We start from the raw sequence: 12,976 nt of genomic DNA on the forward strand, positions 1-12,976 counted from the left end.
GCCAGAAGAACCGATCGAGGAGTACATCGCTGTGAGCATGCCCGTTGTCGCCGCCGTTTCGCCCGCCCGCATCATGGTGCCGGCCGGAACCACGGCAGGTACGGCGCTCCGCGAGACCGGCCTGCCGAACAAGGGACCCGACGCAGTGGTCGTGGTACGCGATCCCGACGGCAAGCTCCGTGACCTGTCGTGGGCACCGGAGGGCGACACCGAGGTCGAACCCGTTCCGGCGAACACCGAGGACGGACGAAGCGTCATCAGGCATTCGGCCGCGCACGTGTTGGCGCAGGCCGTTCAAGAGCTCTTTCCCGACGCCAAGCTGGGCATCGGACCGTTCATCAAGGACGGCTTCTATTACGACTTCGACGTGAAGCAGCCGTTCACTCCCGAGGATCTGACGGCACTCGAGAAGAAGATGAAGCAGATCGTCAAAGCCGGACAGCGCTTTTCGCGTCGGGTGTACGAGTCGGTGGAGCAGGCCCGCGAGGAGTTGGCCGGCGAGCCGTACAAGCTCGAGCTGATCGACGACAAGTCCGGCATCGACGATCCCGAGGTCATGGAGGTCGGTGGGGGAGAGCTGACCGCCTACGACAACCTCAATCCCCGGACCGGCGAGCGGATCTGGGGCGATCTGTGCCGCGGACCGCACATCCCCACCACCAAGTACGTGCCCGCGTTCAAGCTCACCCGTAGTTCGGCTGCGTACTGGCGAGGCAATCAGGACAACGCCGGACTGCAGCGCATCTACGGAACTGCGTGGGAATCCACCGAAGCGCTCGACGCGCATCTCGAACTGCTGGCCGAGGCGGAGCGTCGCGATCACCGCAAGCTCGGATCCGAGCTGGACCTGTTCAGCTTTCCCGACGAACTGGGCTCCGGTCTGCCGGTGTTCCACCCCAAGGGTGGCGTCATCCGGAACGAGCTGGAGAACTACTCCCGTCAGCGGCACATCGAAGAGGGCTACGAGTTCGTCAACACCCCGCACATCACCAAGGGCCATCTCTACGAGGTCTCGGGTCACCTCGACTGGTACCGGGACGGCATGTTCCCGGCGATGCACCTGGACGCCGAGCTCGACGAGAACGGTGACGTGCGCAAGCCCGGCCAGGACTACTACCTCAAGCCGATGAACTGCCCGATGCACAACCTGATCTTCCGTTCCCGCGGCCGCTCGTACCGTGAACTGCCGTTGCGTTTGTTCGAGTTCGGCTCGGTCTACCGCTACGAGAAGTCCGGCGTCATCCACGGTCTCACCCGCGTGCGCGGCATGACCCAGGACGATGCGCACATCTTCTGCACCCGCGAGCAGATGCGCGGCGAGCTCACCAGCACCCTCGAATTCGTTCTCGGGCTGCTCAAGGACTACGGCCTCGACGATTTCTACCTCGAACTCTCCACTCGCAATCCGGAGAAGTCGGTCGGCAGCGACGAGGTCTGGGAAGAGGCAACCAACACCCTCGCCGAGGTGGCGGCGGCGTCGGGCCTGAACCTGGTGCCAGATCCGGGCGGTGCCGCGTTCTACGGACCGAAGATCTCGGTGCAGGCCAAGGATGCGCTGGGGCGCACCTGGCAGATGTCGACCATTCAGCTCGACTTCAACCTGCCCGAGCGCTTCGAGCTCGAATACACCGGCTCGGGCGGAACCAAGGAACGCCCGGTGATGATCCACCGAGCTCTGTTCGGTTCCATCGAGCGCTTCTTCGGGGTGCTCACCGAGCATTACGCGGGCGCGTTCCCGGCCTGGCTCGCACCGGTTCAGGTCGTCGGCATCCCGGTTGCCGAGGTCTACCAGGATCACTTGTTCGCGGTGGTGAACGAGCTGAAGAAGCGTGGAGTGCGCGCCGAGGTCGATGCCAGTGACGATCGGATGCAGAAGAAGATCTTCAACCAGACGGCGCAGAAGGTCCCCTTCATGCTTCTCGCCGGCGAACGCGACGTCGAAGCCGGAGCCGTGAGCTTCCGATTCCGGGACGGCACCCAGGTCAACGGCGTCCCCGTGGCGCAGGCCATCACGGTCGTGACCGACTGGATCTCTCAGCGCAACAACGCATCACCGACCGCCGAGCTCGTGCAGACCGACCCCGCAGGAGTGAGCTGATCATGTCGGAACAGGACGAGTCGATCGTCGTCACCGGGGCCGGTGAGCCCGATCGGCTGCAGCGACTGTGGACACCGCACCGGATGTCCTACATCGCCGAGGCTCCGCAGGGCTCGGCGAAGTCGAACGAGCCGTTCTCCGACATTCCCAAGATGAGCGACGAGGACGGACTGGTCGTCGCACGAGGCGAATCGGTCTATGCGGTACTCAACCTGTACCCCTACAACCCCGGCCACGCGATGATCGTGCCGTACCGCCGCGTCGCGGCACTGGAAGACCTCACACCTGCGGAGAGCGCCGAGTTGATGGCATTCACGCAGCAGATGATTCGCGTCATCAAGCGAGTGTCGCGTCCGCACGGCTTCAATGTCGGACTCAATCTCGGTGCTGCCGCAGGCGGATCGCTGGCCGAGCACCTGCATCAGCACATCGTGCCCCGGTGGGGCGGCGACGCGAACTTCATCACCGTGATCAGCGGTGCGAAGGTGATGCCGCAGCTGCTCCGTGACACTCGGGCCCTGCTCGCGTCGGCCTGGAACGAATGAACCACAGGCGAGAGGAGCACGCGCCGTGCTGAGCATTTTTGGCCGTGCGCCGGTGTCGAAGGTGACCGCCCCGCTCGGGCGTGCCCTCAACAGCACCGGGCTGACCCCCAACTCCGTGACGATCATCGGCACCGTCGTCACCGTCACGGCCGCGGTCACGATGTATCCCGCCGGCTACCTGTGGTGGGGTTCGGTCGTCATCACCCTGTTCGTGTTGTTCGACATGCTCGACGGGGCCATGGCGCGGGCACGGGGCGGTGGCACCAAGTACGGTGCCGTCCTCGACGCGACGTGCGATCGAGTGGCCGACGGTGCGATCTTCGGCGGCTTGGCCTGGTGGGCGGTGTACTCCGAGCAGGACAAACTACTGCTCGTTGCCACCCTGATCTGTCTGGTCACCTCCCAGGTGATCTCGTACGCCAAGGCACGCGCCGAGGCCAGCGGACTCTCGGCCGACGGGGGGTGGATCGAACGTCCCGATCGCCTGGTCATCGTGCTCGTCGGTGCCGGATTCACCGGTGTCGGGCGGCATTTCGACATTCCGTGGTTGGACAGCGTGATCTACCCGGCAATGTGGATTCTCGCCGTGCTCAGTGTCGTGACCGTGTTCCAGCGCGTTCTCGCGGTCCGCGGATCCGAGGGTGCTCGCGACATCATCGTGCCTCCGGTGGCACCGGCATCCGGCGACGGCGACGTGGCCGCGTCGTGAATCTCTCCGACAGGGCGAGCGACGCGGGCTACGCGGCCGGTTGGCGACTCGTCCGTTCTCTACCCGAGCCGGTGGCGCGACGCCTGTTCGATCGCGGTGCCGACTTCGCAGCGACGCGAGGCGGTGGCCCGGAACAGTTGCGTCGCAATCTCGCTCGAGTCCTGGGGACCACTCCCGCCGAGGTGCCCGACGAGCTGATCCGCGACAGCGTTCGCTCCTACGCCCGTTACTGGCGCGAGGCGTTTCGGTTGCCGTCGATGGATCTGGCTGCGCAGGCCGCCGTCATCGATCGGTGCGTGAACGGCAAGGAACATCTCGAGGGTGCACTCGCCGCCGGTAAGGGAGTGGTGCTGGCGTTGCCGCACAGCGGCAATTGGGACATGGCCGGAATGTGGCTGGTGCGCACGCACGGTGGGCTCTCGACCGTCGCCGAACGGCTGAAGCCGGAATCTCTATACCAGCGATTCGTCGCCTATCGGGAAAGCCTGGGCTTCGAGATCTTTCCGCTCAGCGGCGGCGAGCAACCGCCGCTTATCGCACTGTCCGAGAGACTGCGCCAGAACAAGGTGGTCTGCCTGCTCGGCGAAAGAGATCTCGCCAAGCACGGGGTACCGGTCACCTTCTTCGGTGAACCGACCCGGATGCCCGCCGGTGCCGCGAAACTCGCGATCGACACCGGAGCGACGCTGTTGCCGGTACACGGCTATTTCGACGGCGACGGCTGGGGCTTCGATATTTCGCCTGCAGTGGACGTCTCGGCCGGAGTCGGGCCTGCCACCCAGACGTTGGCCGATCATTTCGCTGCCGGCATCCGAGCGCATCCGGCGGATTGGCACATGCTGCAACCGTTGTGGATGAGCGACTGGTCGGCCGAGCGACGTGCCCGAATCGAGGGCGCGTGAAGATCGGCATGGTGTGCCCGTACTCGTTCGACGTTCCCGGTGGAGTGCAGGCGCACGTTCAGCAGCTGGCCGAGGTGTTCATCGAACGCGGACATCGCGTCAGTGTCCTGGCTCCGGCGTCGGACGACGTCGAGTTGCCGGATTTCGTGGTCTCGGCGGGCGAGGCGCTCGCCATTCCCTACAACGGATCCGTCGCGCGGCTTCGATTCGGGCCGATCACGTATTCCCGAATCCGTAAGTGGATCTCCGACAACGATTTCGACGTGCTGCACATCCACGAACCGAACGCGCCCAGCCTGTCGATGTTGGCGCTCAAGGCCGCGGACGGACCGATCGTGGCAACCTTCCACACCTCGACGACGAAGTCCTTGGTGCTCAGCACCTTTCAGGGTGTGCTGCGGCCTTATCACGAGAAGATCAGCGGACGTATAGCCGTCTCGGAACTCGCCCGACGCTGGCAGGTCGAGGCCCTCGGCTCCGACGCCGTCGAGATCCCCAACGGAGTCGACGTTCCTGCCTTCGCCGACGCCCCTGTGCTGGAGGGCTATCCACGTGCCGGTCGCACGGTGCTCTTCCTCGGCCGCTTCGACGAACCACGCAAGGGAATGGCGGTCCTGCTCGGGGCACTGCCCGCCCTCGTCGAATCCCATCCCGACATCGAGATTCTCATCGTCGGCCGCGGCGACGAGGACAAGCTCCGCAAGGACGCAGGCGCACTCGCCTCGCACCTGACGTTCCTGGGGCAGGTGGACGATGCGACCAAGGCATCGGCGATGCGCAGCGCCGACGTCTACTGCGCACCCAACCTCGGCGGTGAGAGCTTCGGCATCGTCCTCGTCGAGGCCATGGCCGCCGGAACTCCGGTGGTGGCAAGCGAACTCGACGCATTCCGGCGGGTGCTCAAGGACGGCACCTGCGGACTGCTGGTTCCGATCGACGATTCCGATGCCGTCGCCGCCGCAGTGACCGCGATCCTCTCCGACGACGCCGTTCGTGCTCGACTCGTCGATGCCGCCTCGGTCGCCGTGGCCGCCTACGACTGGCCCGTCGTCGCCGAGCAGATCCTGCGGGTCTACGAAACCGTCACCCTCGGGGGCCAGAAAGTGCGGGCGGCGAACTGATGACCCTCTCGGCGCTCACGATCCTGGTACTCGGTCTGGTCGCGGTACTGATTCTCGTCGTCGGCCTGTGGGCGTACGGCACGGCGAACCGACTGGACCGCTTACACGTGCGTACCGACCTTGCCTGGCAGGCACTCGATGCAGCACTGGCCCGCCGCGCCGTCGTCGCGCGAGCGGTGTCCGCTGCCACCCGCGACACGGCCTCGTCGAGCAGAGAACTCGCCGCACTGGCCGATCGGGCCGAACGCGCCGACCGGTCGCAGCGGGAAGAGGCCGAGAACGCGGTGTCCATGGCTCTTGCCGTCGTCGAGCCGAATGCCCTGCCCCCGCAACTGGTCGCCGAACTGGCCGACGCCGAGGCCCGCGTGCTGATCGCACGGCGCTTCCACAACGACGCCGTCCGTGACACTCTGGCGCTGCGGGTCAGACGCCCGGTCCGGTGGTTGCATCTGGGCGGTACCGCGGCCCTGCCGTCGTATTTCGAGATCGCCGAGCGGTCTGCTGCCGCGACGTTCGGCAGCGAGAACAGAGCCACTCCGCGAACATCCGCTCGGGTGGTGCTGCTCGACGAACGGGGCCGCGTTCTGCTGTTGCGCGGACACGATCCGACGGTGCCCGACACCTTCTTCTGGTTCACCATCGGTGGGGCAGTGGAGAAGGGCGAGTCGCTCCGCGAAGCAGCGGTGCGCGAGGTGCACGAGGAAACCGGCCTGACCGTCGCGGCGGCAGATCTGCGCGGTCCACTGTGGCGACGGGTCGCGACGTTCCCGTTCAACGGAACCCTGATCCGTTCCGAGGAACTGTTCTTCGCGATCCGAACGCAGGAGTTCGAGCCGCACAGCGCCGGGTTCACCGATTTCGAGCGCCGCACCGTGACCGGCCATCAGTGGTGCACCGAGGCCGACATCCGTGCGCTCAGCGCTGTCGGCGAGAACGTCTATCCCCAGGACCTCGCGGAACTGCTGGATGAGGTCAACGTGGCTCTCGCTCGACGCGGCGACCCGGACGTGCGCGCTATCCGCTAGCAATCTGGACCCTTTTCGAGCAGTCCAGCAATCGTGAAGTGGTTATGGGAAACCGTCGCCAGGAGGCCTACAGTTCTGGGCGCGACTTCGCGCCGCGCGTGATCGATTGCGCGGATGGACGTAGTTGCACATATCAGTCCGGTGCGCCACGAACGGTGCCCAGAACACAGGAGTCGGCTTGAGTACCCCACACGCATCCACTACACCCGCTGGATCTGCCGAAGGCGGTTCGGGCGAGAACGGAATCGGCACCGCGCGCGTCAAGCGGGGGATGGCCGAGATGCTCAAGGGTGGCGTCATCATGGACGTGGTCACCGCCGATCAGGCCAAGATCGCCGAAGACGCCGGAGCAGTGGCCGTCATGGCCCTCGAGCGCGTCCCCGCAGACATTCGCGCTCAGGGTGGGGTGTCGCGGATGAGCGATCCCGACATGATCGACAGCATCATCTCCTCGGTCAGCATCCCGGTGATGGCGAAAGCCCGCATCGGCCACTTCGTCGAAGCGCAGATCCTGCAGAGCCTCGGCGTCGACTACATCGACGAGTCCGAAGTCCTCACCCCGGCCGATTACGCCAACCACATCGACAAGTGGAACTTCACCGTTCCCTTCGTCTGTGGTGCCACCAACCTGGGTGAGGCGATGCGTCGAATCACCGAGGGAGCGGCCATGATTCGCTCCAAGGGCGAGGCCGGAACCGGCGATGTCTCGAACGCGACGACGCACATGCGCAAGATTCGCGACGAGATCCGTCGCCTCACCTCACTTCCCGAGGACGAGCTGTACGTGGCGGCGAAGGAACTGCAGGCCCCGTACGACCTCGTCGTCGAGGTCGCCCGGGCCGGCAAACTGCCCGTCACACTGTTCACCGCCGGTGGCATCGCCACTCCCGCGGACGCAGCGATGATGATGCAGCTCGGTGCCGAGGGCGTGTTCGTCGGATCGGGAATCTTCAAGTCCGGCAACCCCAGGGAGCGCGCCGAGGCGATCGTCAAGGCCACCACGTTCTTCGACGACCCCGATGTGCTTGCCAAGGTCTCCCGCGGTCTCGGTGAGGCCATGGTCGGCATCAACGTCGACGACCTCCCCGTCGGACACCGTCTCGCCGAGCGTGGCTGGTGACGGTTCTGCGTCAGTAGCGTTCGAGTGCCGGGCGGTCGGGATGGTCCCATCGGACCAGAAGATCCGGCCGCTCGGCCGAGCCGTCGAGGCTCTCGTAGTACTCGAGCAACGGGGCGCAGGTCCACTGATCGGGGGCGCTCGTTCTGCGGCGTAAAGCGTTCGCGGACAGGCGTAGCTGCACCGACAGATCGACGTTCAATCCCCGGCCGAGCAGCATGGGTCCCGCGATCAGGACGATCTGATTCGCCGCCGCCGAGGTGGTGCGGGCCCGAGCCGAGCGGTCGGTGGCCTCATCCCACAGTCGCGGTAGAAAGTGACCTCCGCCACCGGGCCCCAGCGGGGCGATGACCTCTCGAACCAGGGCGTCGTAGTCGAACCACAGTGTGCGATAGCTCAATTCGTCGGTTCGCGAGTACTCGAATCGAATGGACGCAGGTCGGACGTAGTCGTGCAGGTCGACGACGGCAGCCGGACGGCCCCGAGAGCGGGCGTGTTCGGCTGTGCGCGTGGCGAAGTCGACCGGTCGCGCGGCATCGGCACCGTCGATCACGACGATCGAGCGGGCCCCGTCCGGGCACGAGTCGACGATCGACTCGACGAGAAGATCGGGAAATATCGGCATCGGTTGACCCACACCGACCATCTTGCCTGGTCCATCCATTGTTAGCCTGAGCCGTTGTCACAGAAAGGTGGACACCAGCCATGGCCAGCATCGAGGACATTCTCGAATTGGAACGGATCGAGAACGACATCTATCGGGGACGGACTTTCCCTTCTCGGTTGCCCCGTACGTTCGGCGGTCAGGTGGCGGGCCAGGCGCTCGTCGCGGCGGTGCGCACAGTGGCTCCCGAGTTTCGTGTGCACTCGCTGCACGGCTACTTTCTGCGTCCGGGCAATCCGAACGAACCGGCCGTCTTCATGGTCGATCGGATCCGCGACGGCCGGTCGTTCTGCACACGCCGCGTCACCGGAATTCAGCACGGCAAGGCGATCTTCACGATGTCTGCCTCGTTCCACGGCGACGACGACGGCATTTCGCACCAGGACGTCATGCCCGAGGTCGTCGGACCGGACAGCCTGCCCGATCCCACCACCCTCGCCGAATACGACCACTCGTACTACAAGGAGTGGTCGGAATGGGACATCCGTCTCATTCCTGATGACCAGACCGTCAAGCATCCCAGTTTCGCTGCGCAGCAACGTGTGTGGTTCCGCTATCGCGATACGTTGCCCGACGATCAGGTGTTCCACGTCTGCGCACTCGCGTACATGAGCGACATGACGTTGATCGGCTCCGCCAAGGTGCCGCACCCGGACGCCGTCACCCAGACGGCCTCGCTCGATCATGCGCTGTGGTTCCTGCGGCCGTTCCGGGCAGACGAATGGTTGCTCTACGACCAGACATCGCCCTCGGCCGATTTCGGCCGGGCACTGGCTCAGGGGCGAATTTTCGACACGTCCGGACGCATGGTTGCCGCGGTGGTGCAAGAAGGGCTGATGCGTTACGAGCGGGACCCCGACGCGCCTCATGTCGATCCCTTCGGCCGCAAGTGACCGCTCCGACCATCGGTGTTCTCGCGCTGCAGGGCGACGTTCGCGAACACCTGGCTGCGCTCGAGTCGAGCGGTGCGCGCGGAGTCACCGTGCGGCGTCCCGCCGAACTGGCGCAGATCGACGGATTGATCATCCCCGGCGGGGAATCGACGACGATGAGCAACCTGCTCGGCGTGTTCGAGCTCCTCGACCCGCTGCGCGCGCGGTTGGCGGAGGGACTGCCCGCCTACGGCTCCTGTGCGGGCATGATTCTGCTGGCGTCCGAGATTCTCGACACCAGGCCCGACGCCCGACATCTGGATTGCCTCGATATAACCGTGCGGCGCAACGCTTTCGGTCGTCAGGTCGATTCGTTCGAGACCGACCTCGACGTCACCGGTATCGACGGTGGGCCGGTGCGGGCGGTGTTCATCCGCGCGCCGTGGGTCGAGCGGGTGGGCGAGCACGTCGAGGTGCTCGCCACCGTGCCGCACGGACCGGCCGCCGGACGCGTGGTGGCCGTTCGCCAGAACTCCGTTCTCGCGACGAGTTTTCACCCCGAGGTCACCGGCGACGATCGAGTGCACGCACTCTTCGTCGACATGGTGCGCAGCCGCTAGAACCTTCGACGGTCGGTCGGTGCCGAGCGCGGTACCGGGCGAGTAAAGTCGACAACACTGATTTCGAGCAGGAAGGGGCCCTATCGCATGAGCGGCCACTCAAAATGGGCCACCACCAAGCACAAGAAGGCGGTGATCGACGCCCGACGTGGCAAGTCTTTCGCCAAGCTCATCAAGAACATCGAGGTGGCGGCCCGCACGGGTGGCGGTGACCCCACCGGCAACCCAACGCTCTTCGACGCCATTCAGAAGGCGAAGAAGACCTCTGTGCCCATCGACAACATCGAGCGGGCGCGCAAGCGAGGTGCAGGCGAAGAGACCGGCGGGGCCGATTGGCAGACCATCATGTACGAGGGCTACGGACCCAACGGTGTTGCCATCCTCATCGAGTGCCTCACCGACAACCGCAACCGCGCCGCAGGCGAGGTCCGTGTCGCGATGACCCGTAACGGCGGGAACATGGCCGACCCGGGTTCGGTGTCGTACCTGTTCTCGCGCAAGGGCGTGGTGACCCTGGAGAAGAACGGTCAGAGCGAGGACGACGTCCTGATGGCCGTTCTCGAAGCCGGTGCCGAGGAAGTCAACGACAACGGCGACACGTTCGAGGTCGTCAGCGAGCCGACCGACCTGGTCGCCGTGCGCACCGCTCTGCAGGAGGCCGGAATCGACTACGACTCGGCCGAGGCGAGCTTCCAGGCGTCGGTGAACGTCCCGGTCGACGCGGACGGTGCACGCAAGGTGTTCAAGCTCATCGATGCACTCGAAGACAGCGACGACGTCCAGAACGTGTGGTCCAACGTCGACCTCTCCGACGAGGTCATGGCCGAGCTCGACGCCGAGGACTGACGCCCCTCGCATCCGACGACGTGATCGACCGGGTGTCGTATCCCTGATCCGACGGTGGGCTCCGCTACGCTATCGAACAACAGTTCGTAAGCGGAAGGTGTGGTGGCGTGCGGGTGATGGGTGTCGACCCCGGTCTCACCAGGTGTGGGCTCAGTCTGATCGAGGGCGGTGTGGGCCGAACGGTGGTCGCGCTCGATGTCGATGTGGTGCGAACGCCCGCGGACATGGACCTCGCGCAGCGTCTTCTGCGGATTTCCGAGGCCGCGGAATACTGGCTCGATACCCACAAGCCCTCGGTGGTGGCGATCGAGCGAGTGTTCGCTCAACACAACGTTCGTACGGCCATGGGCACGGCCCAGGCCGGTGGCGTCATCGCCCTCGCAGCGGCCAGGCGCGGCGTCGACGTCTGCTTTCACACTCCCAGTGAGGTCAAGGCGGCCGTCACGGGCAACGGTTCGGCCGACAAGGCTCAGGTGACCGCCATGGTCATGCGCATTCTCGGACTGCAGACTGCACCGACTCCCGCCGACGCGGCCGACGCATTGGCCCTCGGTATCTGTCACTGCTGGCGAGCACCCATGATCGCCCGGATGGCGAAAGCCGAAGCCATGGCCGCCGAGCAGAAACGCAAGTACGACGCGCGTCTGGCCGAGGAGCGCAAGGCTCGCGCCGTCGTGGCACGCAGGATCGAGAAAATGGCCAAGAAGGAGGCGGGCGCACGATGATCGCGTCGATCAGGGGTTCGGTGGTGGACATCGCGCTCGATCACGCTGTGCTAGAGGCCGCGGGCGTCGGGTACCGGGTCAACGCCACTCCGGCGACGCTGGCCACGCTGCACCGGGGAAGCGAAGCGACCCTCCTGACGACCATGATCGTGCGCGAGGATTCGCAGACGCTGTACGGGTTCCCCGACAAGGAGTCGCGTGAGCTGTTCGAGTTGCTCCTCACCGTGACCGGCGTCGGCCCGCGAATCGCCATGGCGACTCTTGCCGTACACGAGCCCGATGCGCTGCGAACTGCGTTGGCGGACAGTGATATCGGAGCTCTGACCAGGGTGCCAGGTATCGGCAAGCGCGGCGCGGAGAGAATGGTCGTCGAGTTGCGCGACAAGGTCGACGCGGTGGTCGGACGCGCCGGAAGCGCAGCCGTGCCGGGGTCCGGTGCCGGCAACTCGATGCGAGACCAGATCGTCGAAGCGCTGATCGGTCTCGGATTCCCCACCAAGCAGGCCGAGGAAGCCACCGACGCGGTGCTCGCCCAGCAGCCCGAGGCCACGACCTCGACCGCGTTGAGGTCGGCGCTGGCGTATCTCGGAAAGTCCAGGTAGGCCCGGGTGACCGAGGACGACCAATTCGCCGAATCCCAGGTCGGTGCGGACGCGATGTCCGACGATCTGGATGTCGAGACGAGTCTGCGTCCGAAGAATCTCACCGATTTCATCGGTCAACCGCGCGTGCGAGAGCAGCTCCAGCTCGTGTTGTCGGGTGCCAAGATGCGCGGCGGCACCCCCGATCACATCCTGATGTCCGGTCCGCCGGGACTCGGCAAGACCAGCATGGCAATGATCATCGCCGCGGAGCTGGGAACCTCGCTGCGGCTCACGTCGGGTCCGGCGCTCGAGCGGGCAGGCGATCTTGCGGCGATGCTCAGCAACCTGGTCGAGGGGGACGTGCTGTTCATCGACGAGATCCATCGCATCGCTCGTCCGGCCGAGGAGATGCTGTACCTGGCCATGGAGGATTTCCGCGTCGACGTCATCGTCGGCAAGGGGCCGGGAGCGACGTCGATTCCACTCGAGGTGGCACCGTTCACCCTTGTCGGTGCCACCACCAGGTCGGGTGCGCTCACCGGGCCGCTGCGAGATCGCTTCGGATTCGTGGCGCACATGGATTTCTACGAGCCCAGCGAACTCGAGCGCATCCTCATGCGGTCGGCGGGAATTCTGGGCGTACCGATCGACCGGGACGGCTGCGCGGAAATTGCCGGGCGCTCGCGCGGCACCCCCAGAATCGCGAACCGACTGCTTCGGCGAGTTCGCGACTATGCGGACGTGCGCGGCGACGGCACCGTCACCCAGGACACCGCGAAGGCCGCCCTGGTGGTCTACGACGTCGACAAGCTCGGGCTCGACCGACTCGACCGCGCGGTACTCAGCGCGCTCATCCGAAGCTTCGGCGGCGGGCCGGTAGGTGTATCGACATTGGCCGTCGCCGTCGGCGAGGAACCGTCGACGGTCGAGGAAGTGTGCGAGCCGTTTCTGGTGCGTGCCGGAATGATCGCCCGCACCCCCCGCGGGCGCGTGGCGACCGCTGCTGCGTGGCAACACCTCGGTCTGACACCGCCACCGGACCTCGCAGTGGGTGGGATTTCGGTCCGATCCTCGGAGGTCCAGCAGGGATTATTCGAATGAATCGGGCACAACAGGACACGAACGGACCGGACCGGTTCCAGGTAATG

14 protein-coding genes are annotated in these 12,976 nt (G+C 65.6%); 13 read left to right on the top strand and 1 reads right to left on the bottom strand.

The window, feature by feature from the left end; translation table 11 throughout:
- Window positions 1-37 precede the first annotated feature (37 nt).
- From thrS to pdxS, 7 genes are all read left to right on the top strand, one after another.
- Entirely contained in the window at window positions 38-2,098 is a 2,061-nt protein-coding gene (thrS, locus tag R3P95_RS02755; RefSeq protein ID WP_317547327.1) for a threonine--tRNA ligase, read from the top strand.
- 2 nt (window positions 2,099-2,100) lie between these two features.
- Complete coding sequence (locus R3P95_RS02760) at window positions 2,101-2,643, top strand: HIT family protein (RefSeq protein ID WP_032397953.1); 543 nt, start codon at window positions 2,101-2,103, stop codon at window positions 2,641-2,643.
- Window positions 2,644-2,668: 25 nt separating this feature from the next.
- Entirely contained in the window at window positions 2,669-3,352 is a 684-nt protein-coding gene (pgsA, locus tag R3P95_RS02765; RefSeq protein ID WP_068050599.1) for a phosphatidylinositol phosphate synthase, read from the top strand.
- Window positions 3,349-4,254 carry a phosphatidylinositol mannoside acyltransferase gene (locus tag R3P95_RS02770; RefSeq protein ID WP_149405870.1) on the top strand — a complete coding sequence of 302 codons (906 nt, stop codon included), beginning with the start codon at window positions 3,349-3,351 and terminating at the stop codon, window positions 4,252-4,254. Before pgsA ends, R3P95_RS02770 begins: the two co-directional genes overlap by 4 nt.
- Window positions 4,251-5,375: a glycosyltransferase family 4 protein gene (locus R3P95_RS02775; RefSeq protein ID WP_317547250.1), complete on the top strand. Its 1,125-nt coding sequence runs from the start codon at window positions 4,251-4,253 to the stop codon at window positions 5,373-5,375. Before R3P95_RS02770 ends, R3P95_RS02775 begins: the two co-directional genes overlap by 4 nt.
- Window positions 5,375-6,400, top strand: a complete 1,026-nt coding sequence (locus tag R3P95_RS02780; protein WP_149405868.1) for an NUDIX hydrolase — start codon at window positions 5,375-5,377, stop codon at window positions 6,398-6,400. The genes R3P95_RS02775 and R3P95_RS02780 overlap by 1 nt, the downstream gene beginning before the upstream one ends.
- A gap of 178 nt (window positions 6,401-6,578) precedes the next feature.
- Window positions 6,579-7,520 (top strand): pyridoxal 5'-phosphate synthase lyase subunit PdxS, encoded by a 942-nt coding sequence (gene pdxS / locus R3P95_RS02785; RefSeq protein ID WP_394855371.1) that lies wholly within the window; start codon window positions 6,579-6,581, stop codon window positions 7,518-7,520.
- A gap of 10 nt (window positions 7,521-7,530) precedes the next feature.
- On the opposite strand, the gene R3P95_RS02790 is transcribed toward pdxS, so the two are convergent.
- Complete coding sequence (locus R3P95_RS02790) at window positions 7,531-8,142, bottom strand: nucleoside/nucleotide kinase family protein (RefSeq protein WP_317547251.1); 612 nt, start codon at window positions 8,140-8,142, stop codon at window positions 7,531-7,533.
- Between the two features lie 80 nt (window positions 8,143-8,222).
- Here R3P95_RS02790 and R3P95_RS02795 point away from each other — a divergent pair, with 80 nt between their 5' ends.
- The 6 genes from R3P95_RS02795 to ruvB all read left to right on the top strand — a co-directional run bounded on the left by R3P95_RS02795 (window position 8,223) and on the right by ruvB (window position 12,929).
- Window positions 8,223-9,074, top strand: coding sequence for an acyl-CoA thioesterase (locus R3P95_RS02795; RefSeq protein ID WP_094669040.1), 852 nt, complete (start codon window positions 8,223-8,225; stop codon window positions 9,072-9,074).
- Window positions 9,071-9,673 (top strand): pyridoxal 5'-phosphate synthase glutaminase subunit PdxT, encoded by a 603-nt coding sequence (gene pdxT, locus R3P95_RS02800; RefSeq protein WP_094641946.1) that lies wholly within the window; start codon window positions 9,071-9,073, stop codon window positions 9,671-9,673. The genes R3P95_RS02795 and pdxT overlap by 4 nt, the downstream gene beginning before the upstream one ends.
- Before the next feature lie 87 nt (window positions 9,674-9,760).
- Window positions 9,761-10,519: a YebC/PmpR family DNA-binding transcriptional regulator gene (locus R3P95_RS02805; RefSeq protein ID WP_094641944.1), complete on the top strand. Its 759-nt coding sequence runs from the start codon at window positions 9,761-9,763 to the stop codon at window positions 10,517-10,519.
- Between the two features lie 107 nt (window positions 10,520-10,626).
- Entirely contained in the window at window positions 10,627-11,244 is a 618-nt protein-coding gene (gene ruvC / locus R3P95_RS02810) for a crossover junction endodeoxyribonuclease RuvC (protein ID WP_037189428.1), read from the top strand.
- On the top strand, window positions 11,241-11,846 hold the full coding sequence (gene ruvA, locus R3P95_RS02815; RefSeq protein ID WP_068050592.1) for a Holliday junction branch migration protein RuvA: 606 nt from the start codon (window positions 11,241-11,243) through the stop codon (window positions 11,844-11,846). The genes ruvC and ruvA overlap by 4 nt, the downstream gene beginning before the upstream one ends.
- A gap of 54 nt (window positions 11,847-11,900) precedes the next feature.
- Window positions 11,901-12,929: a Holliday junction branch migration DNA helicase RuvB gene (gene ruvB / locus R3P95_RS02820; RefSeq protein WP_052047563.1), complete on the top strand. Its 1,029-nt coding sequence runs from the start codon at window positions 11,901-11,903 to the stop codon at window positions 12,927-12,929.
- The last annotated feature ends 47 nt before the right edge of the window (window positions 12,930-12,976 follow it).

The organism is Rhodococcus cercidiphylli (assembly GCF_033042225.1).
GTDB lineage: Bacteria > Actinomycetota > Actinomycetes > Mycobacteriales > Mycobacteriaceae > Rhodococcoides.

Excerpts from the sequence above, each read along its gene's own strand:
- ruvA (WP_068050592.1), top strand. The coding sequence starts at position 11,241 with ATGATCGCGTCGATCAGGGGTTCGGTGGTGGACATCGCGCTCGATCAC.
- R3P95_RS02790 (WP_317547251.1), bottom strand. The coding sequence starts at position 8,142 with ATGCCGATATTTCCCGATCTTCTCGTCGAGTCGATCGTCGACTCGTGC.
- R3P95_RS02795 (WP_094669040.1), top strand. The coding sequence starts at position 8,223 with ATGGCCAGCATCGAGGACATTCTCGAATTGGAACGGATCGAGAACGAC.
- thrS (WP_317547327.1), top strand. The coding sequence starts at position 38 with ATGCCCGTTGTCGCCGCCGTTTCGCCCGCCCGCATCATGGTGCCGGCC.
- R3P95_RS02805 (WP_094641944.1), top strand. The coding sequence starts at position 9,761 with ATGAGCGGCCACTCAAAATGGGCCACCACCAAGCACAAGAAGGCGGTG.
- R3P95_RS02780 (WP_149405868.1), top strand. The coding sequence starts at position 5,375 with ATGACCCTCTCGGCGCTCACGATCCTGGTACTCGGTCTGGTCGCGGTA.
- ruvB (WP_052047563.1), top strand. The coding sequence starts at position 11,901 with ATGTCCGACGATCTGGATGTCGAGACGAGTCTGCGTCCGAAGAATCTC.
- R3P95_RS02760 (WP_032397953.1), top strand. The coding sequence starts at position 2,101 with ATGTCGGAACAGGACGAGTCGATCGTCGTCACCGGGGCCGGTGAGCCC.